The 21,536-nt window shown below is 62.4% G+C and carries 18 protein-coding genes; 3 read left to right on the top strand and 15 right to left on the bottom strand.

Going from position 1 to position 21,536, the window contains the following annotated elements:
- Positions 1 to 61: 61 nt before the first annotated feature.
- Positions 62 to 295, top strand: coding sequence for a hypothetical protein (locus PP1Y_RS14415; RefSeq protein ID WP_007014461.1), 234 nt, complete (start codon positions 62 to 64; stop codon positions 293 to 295).
- A 32-nt stretch (positions 296 to 327) separates the two neighbouring features.
- Here PP1Y_RS14415 and PP1Y_RS14410 read toward each other — a convergent pair whose 3' ends face one another.
- The 7 genes from PP1Y_RS14410 to PP1Y_RS14380 all read right to left on the bottom strand — a co-directional run bounded on the left by PP1Y_RS14410 (position 328) and on the right by PP1Y_RS14380 (position 7,117).
- The gene (locus PP1Y_RS14410) at positions 328 to 780 is read right to left on the bottom strand and encodes a YaiI/YqxD family protein (protein WP_013832908.1); all 453 of its coding nucleotides are present in this window, start codon (positions 778 to 780) and stop codon (positions 328 to 330) included.
- Between the two features lie 201 nt (positions 781 to 981).
- Positions 982 to 2,283: a glycoside hydrolase family 130 protein gene (locus PP1Y_RS14405; protein WP_013832907.1), complete on the bottom strand. Its 1,302-nt coding sequence runs from the start codon at positions 2,281 to 2,283 to the stop codon at positions 982 to 984.
- Positions 2,276 to 4,612, bottom strand: coding sequence for a glycosyltransferase family 4 protein (locus PP1Y_RS14400; protein ID WP_013832906.1), 2,337 nt, complete (start codon positions 4,610 to 4,612; stop codon positions 2,276 to 2,278). Before PP1Y_RS14400 ends, PP1Y_RS14405 begins: the two co-directional genes overlap by 8 nt.
- A gap of 6 nt (positions 4,613 to 4,618) precedes the next feature.
- On the bottom strand, positions 4,619 to 4,753 hold the full coding sequence (locus tag PP1Y_RS26505; protein ID WP_007014456.1) for a hypothetical protein: 135 nt from the start codon (positions 4,751 to 4,753) through the stop codon (positions 4,619 to 4,621).
- A gap of 1 nt (position 4,754) precedes the next feature.
- Positions 4,755 to 5,000: a hypothetical protein gene (locus tag PP1Y_RS14395; RefSeq protein ID WP_041558873.1), complete on the bottom strand. Its 246-nt coding sequence runs from the start codon at positions 4,998 to 5,000 to the stop codon at positions 4,755 to 4,757.
- A gap of 913 nt (positions 5,001 to 5,913) precedes the next feature.
- Positions 5,914 to 6,261, bottom strand: a complete 348-nt coding sequence (locus PP1Y_RS14385; protein WP_232512724.1) for an SDR family oxidoreductase — start codon at positions 6,259 to 6,261, stop codon at positions 5,914 to 5,916.
- A gap of 73 nt (positions 6,262 to 6,334) precedes the next feature.
- A complete protein-coding gene (locus tag PP1Y_RS14380; protein ID WP_232512689.1) occupies positions 6,335 to 7,117 on the bottom strand; it encodes an HD domain-containing protein in 783 nt (260 codons plus the stop codon).
- A 65-nt stretch (positions 7,118 to 7,182) separates the two neighbouring features.
- On the opposite strand from PP1Y_RS14380, the gene PP1Y_RS14375 reads away from it, so the two are divergent.
- Both PP1Y_RS14375 and PP1Y_RS14370 read left to right on the top strand, forming a co-directional pair.
- On the top strand, positions 7,183 to 8,160 hold the full coding sequence (locus tag PP1Y_RS14375; protein WP_013832903.1) for a GlxA family transcriptional regulator: 978 nt from the start codon (positions 7,183 to 7,185) through the stop codon (positions 8,158 to 8,160).
- 636 nt (positions 8,161 to 8,796) lie between these two features.
- A complete protein-coding gene (locus PP1Y_RS14370) occupies positions 8,797 to 10,530 on the top strand; it encodes an AAA family ATPase (RefSeq protein ID WP_013832902.1) in 1,734 nt (577 codons plus the stop codon).
- Between the two features lie 1,047 nt (positions 10,531 to 11,577).
- Here PP1Y_RS14370 and PP1Y_RS14365 read toward each other — a convergent pair.
- The 8 genes from PP1Y_RS14365 to PP1Y_RS14330 form a co-directional block, all read right to left on the bottom strand.
- Positions 11,578 to 12,174: a DedA family protein gene (locus PP1Y_RS14365; protein ID WP_013832900.1), complete on the bottom strand. Its 597-nt coding sequence runs from the start codon at positions 12,172 to 12,174 to the stop codon at positions 11,578 to 11,580.
- Between the two features lie 3 nt (positions 12,175 to 12,177).
- Entirely contained in the window at positions 12,178 to 15,228 is a 3,051-nt protein-coding gene (locus PP1Y_RS14360) for an efflux RND transporter permease subunit (RefSeq protein WP_041558870.1), read from the bottom strand.
- A complete protein-coding gene (locus PP1Y_RS14355; protein ID WP_013832898.1) occupies positions 15,225 to 16,247 on the bottom strand; it encodes an efflux RND transporter periplasmic adaptor subunit in 1,023 nt (340 codons plus the stop codon). Before PP1Y_RS14355 ends, PP1Y_RS14360 begins: the two co-directional genes overlap by 4 nt.
- On the bottom strand, positions 16,244 to 17,590 hold the full coding sequence (locus tag PP1Y_RS14350; RefSeq protein WP_013832897.1) for a TolC family protein: 1,347 nt from the start codon (positions 17,588 to 17,590) through the stop codon (positions 16,244 to 16,246). Before PP1Y_RS14350 ends, PP1Y_RS14355 begins: the two co-directional genes overlap by 4 nt.
- Positions 17,587 to 18,933: a HAMP domain-containing sensor histidine kinase gene (locus PP1Y_RS14345; protein ID WP_013832896.1), complete on the bottom strand. Its 1,347-nt coding sequence runs from the start codon at positions 18,931 to 18,933 to the stop codon at positions 17,587 to 17,589. Before PP1Y_RS14345 ends, PP1Y_RS14350 begins: the two co-directional genes overlap by 4 nt.
- The gene (locus PP1Y_RS14340) at positions 18,930 to 19,604 is read right to left on the bottom strand and encodes a response regulator transcription factor (protein WP_013832895.1); all 675 of its coding nucleotides are present in this window, start codon (positions 19,602 to 19,604) and stop codon (positions 18,930 to 18,932) included. The genes PP1Y_RS14345 and PP1Y_RS14340 overlap by 4 nt, the downstream gene beginning before the upstream one ends.
- Before the next feature lie 8 nt (positions 19,605 to 19,612).
- Positions 19,613 to 19,897, bottom strand: coding sequence for a PepSY domain-containing protein (locus tag PP1Y_RS14335; protein ID WP_232512688.1), 285 nt, complete (start codon positions 19,895 to 19,897; stop codon positions 19,613 to 19,615).
- A gap of 850 nt (positions 19,898 to 20,747) precedes the next feature.
- Complete coding sequence (locus tag PP1Y_RS14330; RefSeq protein WP_013832893.1) at positions 20,748 to 21,536, bottom strand: helix-turn-helix domain-containing protein; 789 nt, start codon at positions 21,534 to 21,536, stop codon at positions 20,748 to 20,750.

Below are 21,536 nucleotides of genomic sequence, written 5' to 3'. Positions count from 1 at the left end.
TGCAGCAGCACCTTGGTGCCCGCACACCCCCGCTGGCGGCCGCTCGCGGGAGGCTCTCGCCATGAGCCGGGCGATGAATGTGGCTCTCACCGAAGCCGAAGTCATCGCGCACTGTGAGGGGGCGGACGTCGCCATCAGCGCGATCGAGCCGCTTCCCGCCGGCGGCACCCATGTGGTCACTGTAACCGGCGACGGCGCCGCGATCATGCGGCGCGTGCTCGCCAAGCACCTGATCGAGGGCCGAGTGAAACGTTTCGCTTTCATGCATTCGCGCCCCACGCCGCTTTCCTATTGAACGGAATCCCGGCCGCGGCGCGGCGACCGGCATCAAGCCTGCCGTCGCAGTTTCACCAACGTTTCGTCGAGACTCGACAGGTAGCGTGAGCGGTCGGCATTGCTGAATGGGGGCGGTCCACCCACGATATCGCCGCCGACGCGCAGGTCGGCCATGATCGCCCTTGTCGCGATGGCGCTGCCTATCGATGAACTGGTGAATAGCTTGCCGGTCGGAGCGATGACCGCCGCCCCGAGTTTCAGGCAGCGGTCCGCCAGCACGATGTCCGCCGTGATTACGACAGTGCCTGTGGTGGCATGCTCGACGATCCAGTCATCCGCTGCGTCGAAGGCGTCGCTCACCACCTTGCGCGAAATGAGCGGATCGCGCGGCACGCGGATCGGGCTGTTGCTTATGACAACGACCGGTACCTTGTAGCGGGCAGCAACCCGGTAGGTCTCGTCCTTTACCGGACAGGCGTCGGCATCGATTAGAATCTGGATCATGTCTTCCCATAGCGACACAGCACGCCAATGGCTAAGCGGCACATCGCGCTTTCGTCTGCTCCCGCGTGCGCCGAGTGCAATGACTTGTTTCGCACGGACGCGGCCAAACTGCGGCCATCGCACACATTCGAATCCCAAAACGGCGGAATGAGAGATCGGTGGCGGAAAGTGCCCCTTCACGTAGACCGCAAGATCTGCCTTTCAGTCTTTGAGAAGTTCGAGAAGCCTGGCCGTCTTGATCGTGGCGAAGGTCGAGAAAGCGTCGGAAATGGCATAGGGCAGGAGGATGCGCTCCCCGACTTTCATGCCGCCGCACGAATAGACAACATTGGGAACATACCCCTGTCGCTCGGCAATTTCCGGCTGGACGAGCGGTTCGCGCGAGCGAGCGATCACACGCGACGGGTCCTGCTTGTCGAGGAGGACGGCGCCGATCGAATAGTGGCGCACGGGTCCGACGCCGTGGGTGAAGAGAAGCCAGCCCTCGTCAAGCTCTATGGGTGAGCCGCAATTGCCGATCTGGACAAACTCCCACGGATATTTGGGCTTCATGATCACCTCGCCCAGCCCCCAATCGTAAAGAGTGTCGGAGGTGATGAGGTGAAGGCTTTCATTGTCGTGGCGCGCGATCATCGCGTAGCGTCCGCCGATCTTGCGGGGAAACAGCGCCATGCCCTTGTTGCGCGCCGCAACGCCTTTGAGTGGTGCCATCCGAAACGAAAGGAAATCGCTGGTTTCAAGCAGTTCGGAACGAATGCCGCGACCGCTGTAGGCGGTATAGGTCGCATAATAGGTGGTTCGTCCCTCATCCCTGAAAGCCACGAAGCGGGCGTCCTCGATCCCGTTCGCCTGCATATCGGTGACGGGGAAGATCACCCGCTCGGCAATATCGCTGTCGGGATCGAAGGTGAGTTCCAGATGATCGCCGAGACGGGCCGTCACCTCCGGCGTGCCGGCAAGCCGTTCGGGCGGGTCGATGAAGACCGTTCCGTCGGCGGCCAGTACTCCAGACCGGAAGGTCAGGGACGAGATGTGGCCTTCGCCGACCGCGCGCAGGCTCAGAATGAAGCGGCCGCAATCCTCGGCCAATCCCGACTGGTCCGGATGCAGCACGATGCTGGGGTTGAAAAGGGCGGCCGCCTCGAAACTGTATTCATGGAGGAAATAGGCGCCGACGAGTTGGCGCTGCGCTTTCGAAAAGGCCGCGTGGCTGGCAAGGGCGTCCTCCATTTCCGCCGCGCGCCGTTCGAAGATCGCAGGCAGATTTCGGTGCCGGTCGTCGAAGTTCCGCAGCGTTGCGGCAAGCAGTTCCAGCGTTTCGTCCTCCCCAAGGGCGAGGACGCGATCGACGATGTGATTGGCCCGCGTCTTGTCGACGGGGTTCAGATCTCTGGGTTCGACCGCAGGCCGGAACGGGCGAACGACGACGCGCGATGGATCGGGCCGCAGATGGAGCGCCTGCCGATTGAAGAAAGGCGCGTGCGGTGTGCCAGCCTCACGCATCGACGGTGCCTATCGGCAGCGGTGTGGTCGCGCGCATGGCCCGTGGTGCTGCGGTCGGGCAGCCCGCGTCATCCAGCCGCTTCATATCGGCCAGCCCAAGCAGATAGGACAGCGTCGATTCCGCTCCCCGGTTTTCGTTGGCCCGGTCGGGATGAAGCCCATCGCGGCAACTCCCGGTTGCGACATCGACAAGCTCGACGGCCAGGTCGTTCGCGCCGAGAAACCAGGCGAAGGCACGCTCCGACTCCGCTCGCCACGGGAAATCGGGATCGACGCCCCGCGCCGCGATACAGGCCGCAATCGTTGCACACGCTTCCAGGGGCTGTTGATCGAAAGGCTGCGGCGTACTGCGGGGTGGCTGCAGGAAACCGTGCGATCCGACAGGCCGGAAATGCCCCTGCGGCGCGGTCTGCATCGCAATGAGCCAGTGCAGGCTGCGGAGCCCGGCATCGACGAGATGCGGCGCGCCCGTAGCGGCCCCCGTGACGATCAGGGATTGGGGCAACCGCGCATTGTCATAGCTCAGGCCATCCTCGAACCATGTCCATTCCGGGGTTTCGTTCGCCCGCAGCAGTCCTTCCAGGCGGCCGGCGAGCTGAACCCGCGTCCGCGCAGCCGCGTGATCTTCGGGGTATGCCGCACAATAGGAAACGAGACCGAGCAGGGTGAACGCCCATGCGCGCGGGGATGTGAAGGCTGCCACGCCTTCCAGCGCTTCGTAGAAGAGCCCCTTCGCCCAGCGCGCGCGTCCCGGCGCACAGGTATGTGCGCTATAGGTGCCGAGCGCCCAAAGCGTGCGTCCGTGGCTGTCCTCCGATCCCGCGGGCTCCAGCCATTGCCGGTTGAACCCCATGAAGTTGCGAAAGCGCCGGTTGTCGGGATTCCAGCCATGCTGGATAAAGGCCGCGAATGTCGACGACAGGCGGCCAGCGAGCGGCGCATCGGGTCCCCCGGCAAGGCTGCAGCACAGCAGCAGCGCTCGCGCATTGTCATCAATGCAATATCCGTGGTTGCGGTCGGGTATGGCATGGACAGCATGCTGGAACATGCCGGTGTCGTCGCACATGGCGGTAAAATGTTCGAGGGCCATGGCCGGGAGCGTTGGATCGAGCAGCGCACACGATATTTTCGGGGCGGGACCGGCGAGCGTGCCCGGCCCGGGGCATGTCGCAAGCCTGCCCTCTCGGCAGGCCGCGCGAAAGCTGGCGGCATAGCGGTGCGCCGTATTGGCCCATGTCATTGGACGGCTGGCGGCATAGGCTTTGCGCCCCATCGCCAGACGCTGCGTTTCGTCACCCAGGAGGGCCGCTATCGCCGGTCCGAAGCCGGCAGGATTGTCGAACGGGACCAGCACGCCCGATCCGTCGGCCAGCAGTTCGGCGGCATGCCAATAGGGCGTGGAGACGACCGGGCGGCCCACGCCGTGCGAATAGGCCAGAGTGCCCGAGGTCATTTGCGATTCCACCAGATAGGGCGTGGCATAGACATCGCACATGGCGATGTGCTCGAGCAGTGCGGGGCGATCGACGAAGCGGTTGATGAAGACGACATGGTCGTCGAGGCCAAGCTCGTGAACGCGGTCCACCAGGCTGTCGCGATATCGCTCCCCTTCTTCGGCGTGCAATATCGGATGAGTCGCGCCCATCACCACATAAACGACGTCGGGGGATCGCTTGACGATTTCCGGCATCGCCTCGACTATCGTTTCGATTCCCTTGTTCGGGCTGATCAGCCCAAAGGTCAGGATGACCCTGCGCCCGGCAAAACCCAAGAGTTCTTTCGCGTCCCGTGACGAAACGAGCGGAACATCGGGAATGCCGTGCCCGATGATATCGATCCGGTCCGGGTCGGCGCCGTAGGTTTCGATCAGTATCTCACGGGCCTTGCGGGCCATGACGATCACGCGAGCGGATGCTGCGATCATGGCATCCATGACCCGGCGCTGCGCCGCGCTCGGCCGGTCGAGCACCGTGTGCAATGTGGTGACGAGCGGAGCGTCGAGCCTGGCGATCAGGTCGAGGACGAGCGCGCCCGCGTCACCGCCAAAGATGCCGTACTCATGCTGCAGGCAAACGAGATCGAACCCTTCGCGGTTGATGAAGTCTGCGCCTGCCCGATAGTCGCCAGATTCCTCCTGCCGGATCGTCTTTCCGACGATTGAAGGAAAGGCGTGGTCAGCACCCGGCTCGCACATCGCGACAATTGTCGTTTCGGCGATCTCGTCGAGCGCCCCGACCGCGAGTTCCAGGTCGCTCGTGAAGGTGGCTATGCCGCAGCGGCGCGGAAGGGCATTGCCGATAAAGGCGATTCGGAGCGCGGGTGTGTGCAAGCCATCTCAGTGCTTGCCTTTCGGCTTGACGATCATCTTTACCGCGGACGTTTCCTGGACCGCGAGTGCCGTGGGCGACTTCGGCTTTGCCACCTTGGGCTTGCGAAGCTCGCGATTGCTGCGTTTTTGTGATTTGGCCATTTCAGACGGCTCCAGCTTGGTTGTTCCGGATCGAGAGGTCGGCAGAAGGCCGCAGGTGGGAAGATGCAATCAGCCGCCCCGTCGCATTCCGGGGGAAATAGGGACGGTGGCGATAAGGGAAAGATCCCAGGCACAGGCCGATGGTTTCGATCGTGTGTCCGTATCTATCGATCTCCGTCGGATCGGTCGCGGCGGAATATCGCATCAGCGCGATTTGTTCGTCCTGAAGTAATTGATTGAGGCACATGGCGCGCGCTCCTGCATCAAGCGAGGGTAAAAACTTATCCCTCTGTCACGTGGAGCTTGTTCGAAATCAGGTGATGAAGGCTCTTTAGCACATGGACGAAATATCACTGCACGAATTCAGGAATAATATTTGGAGTTCGAACAGGCGCGGCAGCCGGATCCTTACAATGCGAATGGGGACCCGCACAAAATCCCTTTTTGATCAGCAATCCTATAGGATAGCTGCGTTTCACAGTTCGCGATCCCTGGAGCTTGGCCGCTATTGGCTCCTCGATCCTGTCGGGGAGCCGATGCGGGCACATGAACATCAGACCGCTTTCGACGATGCCTCCCGAGCCTCTGAACGGCAGGAATGTTGGCGGCACTTGCCACGCTGTTGCTGCCGGTCGAAGGGGCAGCAGCCGACCAGGTTCAGTCGTTCGCCGCGACCTGCCGAACGGCCGCTGCCGTTGAGACCTGCCGCTGGCGCGAATGTATACTCTCCGGCAGCAGCGGGCCCTAGGTTCAGTCGCTCGGACATCGCGATGGCGATCCCGGAAGCGGACACGCGTGAGGTTACACGGATCGTCAGGCCGCCGTCAGACGAGTTCCAGCTTCAGCGACCTGCCACACGGTCGTCCGGCGCTCCCGTTGAATTATAGCCGATTTCTTGACACGGATAGCCGACGACGATTTCGTGGGGACGAGACTCGGCGTTCGCCCGGTAAGGATTGCAGGTCTCCGGCAACGGCCTGAAAAACAGCATCAAGGTGAGACCAATGATGCCCGCCCCAAGGCCCATCGAACTCATGTTCCTCGTTTGCCAGCGGCGCCAGCCGAAATCTGCGACAGTTCGCGGTAAGGTCTCCACGTGTCAGCCAAGCTGAAGGCCGCCGTCACAGCGTCCTGTCCCCTGGCCTAGCCAGCACCCGCTCTTAGTTGGAGATCGTGCCGATCGACCCGCCGCCGTCCACGAAGAGCGTCTGGCCGGTGATGAAGGCCGCTTCTTCGGAGAGGAGAAACTCGACCGCTGCGGCGATCTCATCGGGTTTGCCGAAGCGCCGCATCGGGATCATCGCCAGAAACCGAGCCTCGGCCTCGCTTCCCGCAGGCGTGTTGCGGCGGAACATTTCCGTCTCGACGGGCCCCGGTGCCACTGCGTTCACGGTGATCCCGGTTTGCGCCAGTTCCATCGCCCAGGTGCGCGTCAGGCTGTTTAAGGCCGCTTTAGCCGCAGCATAGCCGCTACGTAGCGGAGTGCCCGTGGTAACGAGGCTGGTGATGTTGACGATGCGGCCCCAGCCTTTTTCCCTCAGCGTAGGAAGGATCGCCTGGGTTGGGCTCCTGAAGTGTCGGTCAGTTCGGCCACGGTGAACCGAGGATCAACGAGCAGAAGTTGCTGCGAACGAAATGCTCCGGATCCCTGAGCGCAAGCACATCGGCCTTCACGTTTCCGAATGTCGTCGCCGGCTTGCCTATGATGCCGTCCGCGAAATGCGAGATGATGCATTCCTTGAAGTTGACTTCGCGCGGATGGTGTTCGCAGACATGTTGTCGCTGTTCCGCGGTAAAGTCGTGGTAGGCGATCCCCAGCACGTCCATTTCGACTCCGGCCGTCAAAAGCGCGATCGTCGGGCGCATGTGCTCGGGAACGCCAGGCGTCGTGTGGAGCGCGATCGCGGTCCACACGTCCTCCACGTCTCTCTCGTCCACGCCGTAGCTCTCGAGGAAGTCGCGGGCGGCATTCGCCCCATCCACTTCGAAGCGGAGGTTCGGACTTGAATAGGCAGGCGTGAGGCCTATGTCGTGGAACATCGCCCCTAGGTAGAGAAGCTCGGCGTCGAAGCTGATGGACTTGCGCTTTCCAGTGAGCGCGCCCCAGAAGAAGACGCGGCGGCTATGATTGAACATCAGCTCGTCCTCGGTGTCCCGTACCAGTTGCGTGGCGGCGCGTGCGATCGCGCTGTCGGGCACAGCGATTCCGGCGATTGCTTCATGCGATGCGAGTTGATTTTCCACAAAGCCTCCATGGCGCGAGCGAGCGCGCACAATCGTTCGTCTTTTGTAGTCACTGATCGTCGCCGCTTCGGCGGCTCGACCGTCTCCCACCTTATTGGCGTCGCGCCGGGCCGGACTCAACGAAGGCGAGGCTGCGATTCAGGACAAGCGCACGTGAAATCTTGCCAACTCACAGGAGCAGCCCCATGGGCGTGCTGAAGGTCGCGCTGGTAGTGCATCCTGGCGTTCAGGCGCTCGACGTCGCGGGCCCGATCGACGTCTTTGCCGAGACAAATGGCTTCGTCTCACCGGAAGGCCGCTATGAGACTCTGCTCGTTGCGCGAGACCGCGCGCCGCTCAGAGCATCGAACAACATGCAGCTTTTGCCCGACCTGAGTTTCCATGAGGCTCAAAGCCCGTTCGATCTCGTGCTCGTGGCAGGCGGTCCCGACTTGCCGCACGTCGAACCTGACCTGGAAATGACGGCATGGCTTAGAGAGATGCCGACGCGAGCCGCCGTCTATGGGTCGATCTGCACGGGTGCGTTCGCGCTCGGTCACGCTGGCTTGCTGGATGGTCGTCGGGTGACGACCCATTGGCAGATCGCCGCCAAGCTTGCGGAGGCTTTCCCCTCTGCGCGCGTCGAACCCGATCTTATCTATGTCTCGGACGGTCCTCTGATCACATCCGCGGGCGTGACGGCAGGCATCGATCTGGCACTGGCTCTGGTGCGGCAGCACCACGGAGCTTCGGTCGCGGTCGCGGTCGCGAAGCGGCTGGTCGTGCTGGCGCAGCGCCAGGGGGGGCAATCCCAGTTCAGCCCCTATCTGTCCGCCCCGGCGGATCCGCAGTCAGCGATAGCTCGACTGCAGAATCACGTCATACTCAACGTCGGCCAGCGACACACCCTCCAGTCGCTTGCTGAAGCCTCGGGAATGAGCCCACGCAATCTCGCCCGCCAGTTCGTGAGAGAGACCGGCATCACTCCACACGAGTTCGTGGAGCGGGCTCGGATTGACGCGGCCCGGATGCTTCTCGAAGCTACCCGTCTGCCGCTCAAGAGCGTTGCCTTCGACTGTGGCTTCGGCACGGCAGACCGGATGCGGATCGCCTTTGCGGCGCGCCTCGGTGTGACACCGGCGCAGTATCGGCAAAGCTTCCAAGCCGACGAGGCGCTCGAGTGATCGTCTTTGCTACTACGTTGCGGCTGATGAGAGATAAGGGCGCCTACGCGAGAGGGCCCTTTCAGATCTGTACCCGCCGTTTGGGTCAACATCGGAAACGGCAGCTTCATCCCAGATCCCGCCTTCTGGTTTCGACCACCTCAGGCCGTTCTGATATGGCGAAAGAAACGTCGGCTGACGCCAAAATCGGTCTGTCGGAGGGAGGATAGCTGCCGATCGGCTAGGCGCCCATTTCAGTCATAAGTCCCAGGCTAATCTCATCCGGAAAGCGGTCGTGATATTAACGAAGCCTCCCAATTGCCTACCCTCACTCCATTAACTGTCCAACCAGGTCGTGTCCCACGGGGTGGTGTAGGAACCGTCGATCCATGGCAGGATCAGGTTCGAGTTCGCATCCGAACCCTACCAGAAGATCGACGGTGGCCACCCTCTCAGGGAAACCTTCCTACACCACCCCGTGGGACACGACCGTCCAACCACGACATTCGAGCTTTGAAGACGCTAAGTTGCCGCAAATAAGAAGGCTTTCGACGGCTGCTTCAGACAACACTGGGAACACGCCTGTCGCTTGCTGAAGCACGGAAATTCGCCTTAAACTTGAAGCCTTAAAAAGGCTGGCGATTCGTTGGGTTAGGTATGACGATCTCGAAAATTCACATCGAAAATATTCGTGGTTTTGAAAAGGTGAGTTTGACGGTTAATCTTCGCCCAAATTGCACTAACATTGTTGTTGCCCCAAATGGCTTTGGCAAAAGCAGCATATCTACGGCTTTCAACTGCGCTAGAGGCAGCAAGCTCAACGTCGACGAAAAAGATAAGCACAAGAAAAAAGAGGCGGCAGTATCACGTCTTTCTATTGAGTACGACGGAAATACATTGCATGCGAATTCAAACCTCAATGAGATATCAGGGAGCTTTGATATTCATGTAATTAAGTCTAACATTGAGCCAAAGGCTAAACTTCCAAAAATAAACGGCTTCACGATTGCGAAGCCTTACTTAGAGATACCATCACTTGATCTTGGGGTGGCATTTAACAAAGAAAAAATAAACTTTAACATAAATAAGTATAAGCCATTATTCGGAGGCAATTCTAAGGTAGTCCCTAACCTATCTGCCTGCTGCAACGATGAGATTCTCAGAAGCGAATTACTTGGCGTGATCGCCTCTATCGATAAGCTTAAGCAAAAAAAATCGGCTGATTTGTTCAAAGAAATGATCGAGACGGTAAAGGGGTTAAGCGGAACAAAAGCATCAATTAGCGACAAGGTCGCAGCCAAATACGCCCAGAAAGTTGACGAACTGCCGCATCTCAGGGCCGTCTTTGATGTGGTGATGAAGCACGGGCAAGGTAACAATTGGCTTGATAGCGCCATCATATGCTACATACTGATGGACTTGAGCGAATCCGACAGGCCGAACCTGAAAAAATGGTTGCAATACGCCGTTTATTCCCGACGCCTGCAATCTTTGAAAGATTTCATCGGAGACATCAACGGGGCTTGGGTAACAGCTGAAATAAAAGAAACCAAAGGTCGCGTCCTAGTCAATTTCCCCGACGCCTCGTCACTCTCAAATGGGCAGCGCGACCTTCTGTACTTCGGTTGCAATTTGCTGCGAACGCGGGAGACAAATAGCACGAAGCCCTGCATCCTGTTGGTCGATGAAGTCTTCGATTATCTTGATGATGCAAACATCGTTGTTGCTCAATATTTCATGAGCAAGTTAATTGATGCGTATCGGCAAGAGGGCAGGCAGATTTACATTTGTCTCTTAACCCACTTAGACCCACTGTATTTCAAAGGCTACGCGCTTAAGCGCCAGCAGACCGTATACCTTGGAGACACGACGCAGAAAATTAGTGAAACTATGCGGAAGGTAATTACTCACAGGGATGATACGTGTTGGGCAGCAGACTTGTCACGACACTTCCTTCATTACCATCCCGCTGACCATGATATCTCAGAGATATTCAACACCACATACGGACTGCCAAAGAAACATGGTAAAAGTCATGGCTTCTACGGATTTTTGAAAGAAGAATGGGACAAGTGTATGGCTGGCGGCGGAAGCTACGATCCGTTCGCAGTATGTGCGTACGTCCGAGTGAAGATCGAGCAGTGTACTTACTCTAAGATCCTGACTCAGCCGGAGCGAGAAAAGTTTCTGCTCGAGTGTAATGGTACTGCAAACAAGCTAGAGTTTGCGGAATCTATAGGTATCCTTGTTCCGGAAGCATGCTTTCTGCTAGGAGTGGTATACAACGATGCCCTGCATCGAAAAGGCGCAATCGATCAGTCTTCTACCGTCGCTCTCAAACTCAGGAATTTAGGGCTTCAGAGCATGATGAAGCAAGCGATTAACTGGTAGACTGGACAAGGATGGTTCAGATAGGGCCGCTACAGCCTAATGACGAAATCAGCTTGGCTGTTGTACGCTCGTGCGACATTCAAACTTTAAGGCGACTTTCCGCTGTCGGCCAGTTCCGCGCATTCTTAGAAAGACCATCGGGGCTTCAAGAATGGCAGGTGTATGGATGGAGACTTGCCATTCCCGGCCGGGCGCGCAAACGACGGCTCTGTCCCAGACCACGTCATGGCTGAAGGTCGGCTTACTCGCGCTGGAAAGCCGGAGCCGAACGGCAAAGGTGGGCGCAGTTCGGGCATAGATAAGCTAAAAGGGGCTACGCTTATCGGGATCATCTAACGGTGGCTTGAACCGCGGACGATGATCTCGCCCCCACTCATGCGCAAATATAACCCACATAAAGGTCAAACCCATCCAGAGGAATATATATCCAATAACTACGATTACGAACTTGATGGGCGTCCCTGCGGCACTCACCTCCCCCAATCGCCTTAGTTCGATTGGACCACTAAGGAGGTTGGTACCAAAAAATATTAGGCTGATCGTCCCAAAAATCAGTAAAGCCAGAAGTTTCCAGGGGCGGTTACGCAATCTCATGGCACATCCCGATTATGGTCATGCAAGATCTAAAGGTTAGGCCTTGCCAAAAGTTTAAACGAAATCGCCGCCGAAAATGTCGAAAGGCCGCTGCTTATCCTTCCCAACTGTTGGCAAACTTGGTCAGTAAGAGAATCCGGACGGTCCACTCCCTGACGCATCAAATCATCCTCTGATCGACCAAAATGGGCGCACTTCGGCCGCAGGCGCTATGTCAGCTTTGTTGGCGGGTCCGGAATGGCGCCTTTCAGGTTAAAAGATTGAAAGGCTGCCGTTCGCTCGCGGCCCCGGCGGGCCGGCGGTGGTCGCCTGAAAAGCCGCCGAAAAAGGGTGCGAATGGAATCGCTGGAAGCTGCCGTCCGTTCACGCGTCGAATTATCGCGTCTCCTTGGCCGGAAGCGGAATGGCGGCTTCCCAAAAGGACGATTGAAAACCGAACACGCCGGTGATCCGTCAATGCGGCTTCCAGGTGAAGACCCGGTAGACGTAATACAGCACGATGCCGCCCACGATCACGTCGGACACCGGGTTCAGATAGTCCGACAGGAGCTGATATCGCTCACCGAGCAGATAGCCCGCCAGCGTCAGCAGCGCGGTCCAGGCGGCGGTGCCGATGCTCGAGAAGAGAAGGAAGCGATCCAGCCGCATTTCGAACAGGCCGGCTGGAACCGAGATCAGAGTGCGCACGGCAGGAACGAGGCGGCCGATCAGGACCGCCTTCTCGTTATGCCGGTCGAACCATGTGTTGACGGTATCGATATCCGACGCGCTCAGCGTGAACAGGCGCCCGTGCCGCCCGGCCCATCGTTTCAGCCGGTCTTCGCCGATCCAGCGGCCGATGAAATACCACAGGGTCGCGCCCGCAAGCGAACCGATACTCCCCGACGGGATGACGAGGAAGATGTTCATCTCCCCGCGGGCCGCGTTGAAACCCGCCAGCGGCATGATCAGTTCGGACGGGATCGGCGGAAAGACATTCTCGAGGAACATCAGCAGCGCGATCCCGACATAGCCGAGTTGATCGAGCAGATCGGTGATGAAACTGAACATGGCTCAGGCTTTCGCTTGCTTCCCGGTCTTGCCGCCGGGCAGCACCGATACCAGCGCGGGAAGGAACAGGAGGACGAGCGGCACCGCGGCGGTAAGGCCGAAGATGATCGCGGTCGCCAGCGGCCGTTGAAGCCCCGCGCCGCGGCTCATGCCCAGCGCGAGCGGGCTGAGCGTGAGGATGGCGATCAGTGCCGACATGAGGATCGGCCGCAGCCGCTTGGCGCCCGCCTCCTTCAGCGTCGCGACATCGATGGGGCGGCCGTCGTCCATTTCCGCGAAGAAGAAGACGATCAGCTCGGTCACCATGCCGACGACCATGGTGAGGCCCATCAGCGCCGAGATGTCGAGTTCGATGCCGGTGATCCACAGACCGCACAACACCGTCGCCGCGGCGAGCAGCACCGTCACCAGCGCCGCCAGCGTCCATGCGATGCGTTCGTAAAGCAGCGTCAGCAGCAAGGCTGACAGCAGCAGCGCCGCAGTGAAGACGATGGCAAGGTCGGTGAAGCTTTTTTGCTGCTGGGCGTACATGCCGCCATATTCGACGCGGATCGATCGCGGAAGATTGAGGCCCGCGACGGTCTTGCGAACGTCCTTCATGCCCGAGCCCAGATCGCGCCCTTCGAGGCGCGCGGTAACGTCGATGAACGGGGCCAGGTCCTCGCGCGTGCGCTGTTTCTGGCCGGCAATGATGGAGACCTTGGCGACCTGGCTGACCCGCACGACATGGCCGTCCGGCGCAGTAATCGGCAACTCGGAGATCTGGCTGGCGCGCTGGCGTATGTCGTCGGGGCCGCGCACGCGAACGTCGATCATCTGCTCGCCGACGCGCACCTGAGTCGCTTGCGCGCCGCCGACCAGCGCTTCAAGCTGGCTGGCGACCGTGTCGGGATCGAGGCCCTGCTGCAGCGCCGCGCCGGGATCGACCGTCACGCCGATCGCATCGCCGGCGACGCGCAGGCCGTCGACGACTTCGCCGACGCCGTTGATCTCGCCGATCGCCTTGCCGACCTTTTTCGCGGCGCCGGCGAGTTCCTGCGGATTGTCCCCGAACAGCTTGATTTCGATCGGCTGCGGCACTGCCGTCAGGTCGCCGATCAAATCCTCCATCAACTGCGCGGTCTCGATCTCGAGGCCCGGCACCTTGGCGTCGATCTCATCCCGGATATCGCCCATCACCTGCCAGATCGGCTGGCGCGAACCGCTCTTGAGGCGGATGAAATAATCGCCCTCGTCCGCCTCGGTCAGGCCGCCGCCCAGCTGCACGCCGGTGCGCCGCGAATAGCTCTCGACTGCGGGATTCGCCTGGATGATCTGCTCCACCTGCCGGAGCAGGCGATCGGTGTCGCTCAGCGCCGCGCCGGGTTGCGCCTTGTAGTCGAGGATGAATCCGCCCTCGTCCATCTTGGGCATGAAGCCCGAGGGCACGTGCTTGTAGGAATAATAGCCTGCCCCCGCGAGCGCGATGCCGATGACCGCGACGACCAGCGCGGGGCGCACAAAAGTCTTGTCGAAGGCCCGTTCGTACCGGGTGTTGAGCCGGCCCATGAAGCCGCCGGCATTTTCGGCCGCTTCGGCGTCTTTCGGCTTCAACCAGTGCGCCGAAGCCAGCGGAATCACGAAGCGGGCATAGATGAGCGAGATGGCGAGCGCGGCGACCATGGTCACCGCCAGCGCCTTGAAGAAGCCGCCGGTGACGCCGGAGATGAACGCGAGCGGCAGGAACACGACGATGGTCGCGCCGGTCGAGCCGAACAGCGGCTTGCCCATTTCGGCCGCCGCCGCGAGCAGGCCGGGCGGATCGGTCGCCTCGCCCTCCTGCATGCGGCGCATCATATGTTCGAGCATCACCACGGTATCGTCGATGATGAGGCCGACCGCCGCCGCCATGCCGCCCAGGGTCATCATGTCGAAATGCATGCCGAGCGCGAACAGGATGACGCAGGTACCCGCGAGCACGGCAGGCAGCACCATGGCGGTGATCGCCATCAGCCTGAACGAACGCAGGAAGACGAACAGCACGATCCCGGCCAGCACCGCGCCGAGCAGGATCGCGTCGCGCACCGCGTTCGCCGCGCCGGTGACGAGTTGTGACTGATCGTAGAAGGGCGTGACCGTCACGCTGGGCGGCAGGCCGATCGTCTTCATCTTCGCGGCGACCGAATTGGCGACCTGCACCGTATCGCCGGTAAAGGTCTGGCGGACGTTGACGAGCACCGCATTCTGCCCGTTCGACGTAACAAGCGTGTAGTTGGGCACAGTGGCGGAGCGCACCGTCGCGACGTCGCCTACCGTGACGAGGCCACCACCCTGCGTCGTTCCCGCCCGGATCGTCGTCGCGGCGATGTCCTTCTGGTCGGTCAGCCGGTTCTGGACCAGCAGCAGGTAAAGGCGATGGCGGTCCTGAAGCCGTCCCGCGCCGCGCACGACATTCGCCTTGCCCAGCGCGGCGCTGACGTCATCGGGGCCGAGACCGAGCGCGCTCAGCTTGCCCGGATCGATATCGACTTCGAACGTCCGCTGCGAACCGCCCAGCACGTCAACCGCGGCGACACCGGCGATGCCGGTCAGCGCGGGCCGCACCTTCAGCATCGCGATCTGGCGAAGCGCCTCCTGATCAAGCGTCGGCGAGGTGAGCGCGATGCCATAGACCGGGAAGATCGTCGGGTCCGCGCGCCAGGCATTGTAGCTGATGCCTGCGGGCAGGTCAGGGCGAATCTCCGAAATCGCGCCCTGTACCGCGAGCAGCGCCTCGGGCATGTTGTGGCCCCAATTGAAGTTCAACTGGATCTCGGCCGAGCCCCGGCTCGTCGTCGCGCGGATGCGTGTGACGCCGCGTACCGATCGCAGTGCGATTTCCATCGGCCGGGTTATCGAGGCCTCCATCTGCGCCGCATCGCGCTCACCGGCATCGATCGAAACGACGACGCGCGGATAGGCGATATGCGGGAACAGGCTGACCGGCAGCTTGAGTGCGCCGAAGATGCCGCCGAGCGTGAGCAGGATCATCGCGAGCCAGAGCGCGCGGTCGTGAGGGGAGAGGCCGGACTTCACTTGGTGCGGACCTTCATCCCGTCCTCGACACCGGTGCCGCCCGCGGTCACCACCTTGTCGTCCGCCGAGACGCCCTGGGTGATGGCGACCCGATTGCCGCCGGCAGGTCCGGTCGTGACGTCGTGGCGGTGCGCGACCTCGCCTTTGACGACATAGACATAGGGTTGCCCACCATCGCTGAGCAGCGCGTCATAGGGCACGGTGACAGCGCCGCTGGCGGTAGTGACCGGCACCGTCGCGGTCAGTGATTGCCCCGGGCCGAGTCCCTGTTCGGGCGGGACGCGGACGTACACCGATGCGAGCCGGGTCTGTGGATCGACCGTCTGATCGACCGAGAGGATCGGCGCGCTGAACGACGGGCCGCCGTCGCTCGGCCGGATCATGAGCGCCGTTCCGCTGGAAAGCTTGCCGGCGACGGCCGGGGAGATGCCGAAGCGCGCGCGAAGCGTTCCGACGCGCGATATCGTGGCGATCGTCATGCCCTGCGAAACAAGGTCGCCGGGATTGACAGCGACCGACTGGACATAACCCGCGCCCGGCGCGCGCAGTGCCAGTCCGTTGGTCTGGCTGGTCAGGCTGCGCAGCATGGCCTGGGCGCCCTGCGCCGTTTTTCGGGCGCTTTCGACATCGGCGTCGCTCGCCAACCCGTCGCCGCGCAGCCGCTCCGCGCGGGCGAGCGCCTGGCTGGCGGCCTGATACTCGCTGCGCGCCTGTAAAAGCTGGGCATTGGTGCCGGGGCTCGGGCGCAGCCGGACGACGAGCTGGCCGCGTTTGACCGGCGTGCCGACGGGAGCGGGCACGCCGCCGACGACCGATTCGGCAGGGGCGGAAAGCGTATATTGCGCCTCCGCGCCCTTTTCGACGGCGCCGTACAGCGTCCTGCGTTCGGCAACGCTTTCGCGCGTCGCGGTACCCAGCGACACCAGCGCGACCGGAGCAGTGGAATTGCCCTGACCGCCGCCACCGCCCGAACAGGCTGCGAGGGTCGCGAAAGCCACGAGGATGAGCGGTTGTTTCATTGGGGCCATGCCTCCCTTGGCGCTCCCGTCAGCAGTTCGAGCGCGATCGACTGTTGCACGATGGCGTTTTCGCTTTGCGCGATCAGGATGCGCCGGTCGCGAAGCGCCTGGTCGGCGTTCTGCGCGGTCTCGAGCGACAGATCGCCACGATCGGCGGCGCGGCGCGACGCTTCGGCGTAGCGGCGTAGTTCCGGCAGCCCCTTGAGCGCATCGGCGCGCTGTTCCATCGCCACGCTTATGCCGGCGACCGCCGCGCCGATATCAGCGCGGGTCTGGAATAGGCGCGCGTCATATTCGGCCTTCAGCGCAGCACGCGTAGCCCGCTCGACGGCGATGCCGCCGCGATTGCGGTTCCAGAGCGGCAGCGTGAAGTCGACCGCGGGGCCGACCAGCAGATTGCCCGCCGAATCCCGATTGGTGTTGATCGTCAGGTTGAGCGAAGGAAACTGGTCGAGCACTGCCTTGTGCACCGCCGCTTCCTGCGATTCATATCCGGCGCGAAGCGCCGTCAGGTCAGTCCGGCTCGCCTCGGCGATCGCGAACAGCGCCTCGACCGGCGGCGGCGCTGACGGCAGCGCGATCGGCGCGAGGTCGAACACCGTGCCGGGCGGAAAGCCGAGCAGCCTGGCGAGCTGTTCGCGGGCGTCGGCAAGATTGCTTTGGGCCGTGCGCAGCGTATCGGCGGCACTGACGAGGGCGACGCGGGCCGCCTGCAGCCGATCACCGGCAACATCTCCGCGTCCCGCCGCACGCTGGATACGCGTCAGCAGCGACTGCGCGACATCGCGCGACTGCACCGCCAGCGCCACGACGCGCTCCAGCCCCTGGATCCTCGCCGCCTGTATCCGCGCCTGTCCTGCGGTCTGCCACTCGGCCCAGGCGAGATCGAGCCGGACCTGCCGGGCCTCCGCCTCAGCCCTGGCGCGCGTGGCGCCGCGCGTGCGGAGCGCGTTGATGTCGACGCCGAGCGCGCTGGTGAGATCGAGCAACGGATCGGGGCCGCTGATCACCTGGCTCGCGCCGAGGCTGAGGCCGGGATCGGGAAGCAGGCCAGCGGCGAAGACCTGCGCATCGGATACGCCGGCGCGCACGCGCTGTGCCTTCAGGTCGGGATTGTTGACCACCGCGACCGTCGCGATCGCGTCGGGCGTGAGCGGCTTCGACAGGTCGAGCGTCACCGGTGCCAGCCATGGCCGCGCGATGGCGTTCGCCCGTGCCTCGAGCACGCTTGCCACCGGCGGCGCCAGCACGGAGGCGGAAGTGTCGTCGAGCGGATGCGGCGTATAGACCGCACAGCCCGACAGCAGCAGCGCCAGCGGGAGGATGCCCTTGCGCAGGTTCATCTCGGCTCCTTGGGAAAGACGATTGCGACTTCGAGCCCCGGCGCGTTGTCGGCGAGGCGAAGTTCGGCGCGGTGCGCGGCGGCGACTGCGGCGGCGAGGCTGAGCCCCAACCCGTTGCCGGGGGTCGAGCGCGACGCTTCCAGCCGCACGAAGCGTTCCAGCACATGCGCGCGCTGATCGGCGGGAATGCCGGGGCCGTTGTCGGCGACATAGGCGACCGGGCGGCCCGCCTCGATTCGCACACCGATCTCGATCGCGCTGCCCGGAGGCGTGTGGCGAAGCGCATTCTCGATGAGATTGATCAGCGCCTGCGCCAGCAATTCACGATCGCCGGTGACACGGGCATCGCCTGCGACGCGAACCAGCAGCGTCTTGCCCGCGTCCTCGGCAAGCGGTTCATGCGCCTCGCCGAGGTCGCGGACCAGCGCGCCGAGATCGACGGACGAGAAATTGCGGTGCAGGCTGCCTTCTTCCAGCTCGGAGATGCGCAGGATCGCTTCGAACAGCCTCAACACCTCGTCGGCACGTTCCACGGCGTCGTCGATACGGGCGCTGCGCATATCGTTTTCGCCGGGTTCGTGCAGCGCATCGAGCTGGTTGCGCAGCCGCATCAACGGCGTGCGCAGATCATGCGCGAGATCGCTCGTCACCTGCCGCAGATTGGCGATCAGACCCGCGATCCGATCGAGCATGGCGTTGAGCGAGGCAGCCACCCGGTCGAACTCGTCGTCGCGCGGCCCCACCGCCATGCGCCGGCTGAGATCGCCGCCGGCAATCGCGCCCGCGGTCGCCTCGATCCGGGTCAGCCGCCGCCGCAGATAGGCGCCGAGGATCAGCGCGCCCGCCAGCCCGATCGCGAGCAGGCAGGCGAAGGCAATGCCGAAGATCGTCAGGATCGTCGCGTCGATCTGCTCAAGCGGTTCCTTGTCGGCGGCGACGGTCAGGCGATAGCCGCCGGGGAGCATCGTCGTCTTGGCACGCGCGGGATCGGGGCCTTCGTGCGGATCGAGGAAGACGATGTCGCGCCATCCCGTTTCGGGCATGGGCGTGTCGAGCGATCCTTCCACGCGCGTGCCCGATGGTGCGAACACGGCATAGCCGAGCGCGTCCGGCCCGCCCGCCTCGCGATTATGCACTGCCTCGAGCACGCCGCGCACACCTTCGTCGCGCAATTCCGCAATGATGCCGATGCTCGCCTGATCGACGCTCGATTCCATCTGACGCACGAATGCCGCATGGGCGGCATAGAAGACGGCGATCCCGATCAATGCCGTCGCCAGCGCGAAAGCAAGCGACGAGGCGAAGGCGATGCGATAGGCCGCGCTGTTGAAGAGCGTCCTCATCCCGCGCGTATCCGATAGCCCACGCCGCGTTCGGTTTCGATCACGTCGGCACGGCCGCCTTCGTTGAGCTTCGAGCGCAATCGGCTGATGTGCGTTTCGACGATCTTGGTCTGCGGGTCGCAATGAAAGTCCCACACGCGTTCGAGCAGCATGGTGCGCGTCACATATTCGCCGGCGTGGCGCATCAGTTCCTCGAGCAGGCGAAATTCCTTGGGCTGGAGCGTGACGAGTTCTCCGTCGCGTCGCACTTCGCGCGCCAGCAGGTCCATTTCGACCGTTCCCGCCCGCAGCCGGGTTTCGGCAACCTGCGGCGCGCGACGGCGGCCGAGCGCATGGACGCGCGCGGCCAGCTCGCTGAATGCGAACGGCTTGACCAGATAATCGTCGGCGCCGGTATCGAGCCCGGCGACGCGATCCTCGATCCGCCCCAGCGCGGTGAGCATCAGCGCGGGCACGGCGATGTCGGCGGCGCGGAGGCGCTTGAGCACCGAGAGCCCGTCGAGACCCGGCATCATCCGGTCGAGGATCAGCAAGTCGAAATCCTCGGTCAGACCTAGGTGGAGCGCATCCTCGCCATTGCCCGCGACCACGACATTATGGCCGAGTTCGCCGAGCCCTCGCTCGACGAACCCGGCGGTTTCGCCGTCATCCTCTGCAATCAGGATGCGCATGCCGGCGATCAGTCCGCGTCGCCCGGCGCTTCATAGCTGTCCTCGACGATCTTGCCGGAGACAGCATCGACACCGATTTCATGGATGCGCTGGCCCTGGCGGATGTCGAAGGAATAGCGCCAGCCGCCATCTTCCTCTTCATAGTCGGACTCGACGATCTCGCCCGGTGCGGCCTTCAGCGCGATGGCCTGCGCCTGTTCCTTGGTGATCCGCGCCGCCTGCTGCGCCTGGCCCGCAAGCGGCACCGCCGCAATCGCGGCCGCGACGGGAAGGATTTTCATCCACTTGTTCACGAGCATTCTCCTGTATCGTGCGATCATTGCACGGGTACCGGGATAGCCCTTCATAGATTGGGCGAGGGTCGCGCAGGGGTTACAATTTCCCAACCTTCGATCTGGATGCCCAAAAACGAATGCCCGATGCGCGCTTTGATGCCCGCAATCGTTCCGCAGCTTCTCCAGTCGAGGCGAATTGGAAAAGGAGCACTCGACGCTTGGTGACTGAATGAAGTTCTGGCTGCCGGCCTCTGGGCTAGGCCGGACCGGCTGCGCTCCTCAGTTTCACGACCTACGGGCTGAATTGTCGCGGATCGACGAAGGCAGGATTCAGGAATCTCGGAGCGTGATCTCTATGACGGTAATTGGGGCGCAAAGCTGACACGCCGGTTCACGGTCTGGAACGTCCGTCTTCCAGTGAGCGCTTCTGAAAGGAGCCGTTCCGGACTGTCCGCAACCCCGGTCATCCCTTGCACCCCTGCAAAACACGCTTTTCCCCCCGCCTCGCCCGCGCACTTTTCGTGTGGGTTTTGATGCAGTGGTGAAGTTCGCGCAAACCAGCGCAGGTTCTAGGCTGGCTGCATGATCGCATACCTTTTGCATTGATGCGTTTTGATGCAGCTGTGGGCGTGCCGGACAGAGACCCCAGCATGGTTCCCGCCCCCGCCGTCGAGGCACGTGCTTTCCGCACACGCGGCGGCCGCGCCTGGCACGGCCCTTGCGCTTGGCGCCCCTGCCAAGCCCCAGGCGGCGCAAGCCGCCCCTCACGCCGGTGCGTCCGGCGCGCCGCCAGCGGCGAGAAGGGGCATTGGGACATAATGATCAGAACAAATTGACGCCTGAGGGCGCGCCAGCGGCCTCAGTCCTCTTATCCTTTTGTTCTTATGGAGGGGTACAATGCCAATGTGGCACTCGCACTCGGATAGGAGGCGTGACCAAGCATTTCGAGATGCAGGCGCAGGCCTTCCGGATCGCCGTGATACATGTGCGCGAGCCGATCTTGCGATGAGGCACCGGCAAGGGCTCTGCGCTCTGCCGCGTCACGCCCCAGGGCGGTCCCCAGCGCGCCGGTAAGGCTCGCCACCAGCTTGGCCGCCTTGCCGCCCAAACGCGTGGGCACCGGGCCGGAACCTTCCAGCTTCCTCTTGGCCTCGCGCAGCTTGTCGCCCAGCTTCTGACGCAGCGTGCGCACGATCTCGACCGGAAGCCGGGCCAGATCGATGAAGTAGGCATTGCTGGTCTGCTTGCGCTGGGGGCCTTCGCCGGGCGCATGGCCTGTCTTCACCGTTCGGCGCGTCCAGTCGATCAGCCGCTCCCGCCGCAAGACATCCAGCTGGCGCACGACGGTGCGGCGCGACAGCTTGCAGGTTGCAGTGATCGTGTCGAGCGAGGGATCGCAGCGGCCGGTCCTGAAGTCCATGTGGCTGACCAACGCCTCGAAGACCCGCATGGCATTGGCGCAGATTGGCAAGGGCTTGCCCGGCTTCCTGATGTGATCCGCATACTGCCAGATCGCCTTGCGGATGACATCGAAGAACTTGAACGCGTTCTCGTTCCGCTCGCTCGCCTGCCAGTAGATCGTCGAAACCTGTGCGCGCGGATCGTCGATGTCATAGCTGCGCCGCCAGGCGGCGTCGGGACTACGCCGGCCGTTCAT

The sequence above is a fragment of the Novosphingobium sp. PP1Y genome, assembly GCF_000253255.1.
In the GTDB taxonomy this organism is placed as follows: Bacteria; Pseudomonadota; Alphaproteobacteria; order Sphingomonadales; family Sphingomonadaceae; genus Novosphingobium.
Note: the sequence above shows the minus strand (reverse complement) of the source record. Positions and strands in the feature narration are given on the sequence as shown.

What these genes read in the sequence shown, in the direction of transcription:
- PP1Y_RS14395 (WP_041558873.1), bottom strand. Translation starts at nt 5,000, where the DNA reads ATGTGCCTCAATCAATTACTTCAGGACGAACAAATCGCGCTGATGCGA.
- PP1Y_RS26505 (WP_007014456.1), bottom strand. Translation starts at nt 4,753, where the DNA reads ATGGCCAAATCACAAAAACGCAGCAATCGCGAGCTTCGCAAGCCCAAG.
- PP1Y_RS14415 (WP_007014461.1), top strand. Translation starts at nt 62, where the DNA reads ATGAGCCGGGCGATGAATGTGGCTCTCACCGAAGCCGAAGTCATCGCG.
- PP1Y_RS14350 (WP_013832897.1), bottom strand. Translation starts at nt 17,590, where the DNA reads ATGAACCTGCGCAAGGGCATCCTCCCGCTGGCGCTGCTGCTGTCGGGC.
- PP1Y_RS14370 (WP_013832902.1), top strand. Translation starts at nt 8,797, where the DNA reads ATGACGATCTCGAAAATTCACATCGAAAATATTCGTGGTTTTGAAAAG.
- PP1Y_RS14345 (WP_013832896.1), bottom strand. Translation starts at nt 18,933, where the DNA reads ATGAGGACGCTCTTCAACAGCGCGGCCTATCGCATCGCCTTCGCCTCG.
- PP1Y_RS14355 (WP_013832898.1), bottom strand. Translation starts at nt 16,247, where the DNA reads ATGAAACAACCGCTCATCCTCGTGGCTTTCGCGACCCTCGCAGCCTGT.
- PP1Y_RS14410 (WP_013832908.1), bottom strand. Translation starts at nt 780, where the DNA reads ATGATCCAGATTCTAATCGATGCCGACGCCTGTCCGGTAAAGGACGAG.
- PP1Y_RS14330 (WP_013832893.1), bottom strand. Translation starts at nt 21,536, where the DNA reads ATGAACGGCCGGCGTAGTCCCGACGCCGCCTGGCGGCGCAGCTATGAC.
- PP1Y_RS14365 (WP_013832900.1), bottom strand. Translation starts at nt 12,174, where the DNA reads ATGTTCAGTTTCATCACCGATCTGCTCGATCAACTCGGCTATGTCGGG.
- PP1Y_RS14340 (WP_013832895.1), bottom strand. Translation starts at nt 19,604, where the DNA reads ATGCGCATCCTGATTGCAGAGGATGACGGCGAAACCGCCGGGTTCGTC.
- PP1Y_RS14405 (WP_013832907.1), bottom strand. Translation starts at nt 2,283, where the DNA reads ATGCGTGAGGCTGGCACACCGCACGCGCCTTTCTTCAATCGGCAGGCG.
- PP1Y_RS14375 (WP_013832903.1), top strand. Translation starts at nt 7,183, where the DNA reads ATGGGCGTGCTGAAGGTCGCGCTGGTAGTGCATCCTGGCGTTCAGGCG.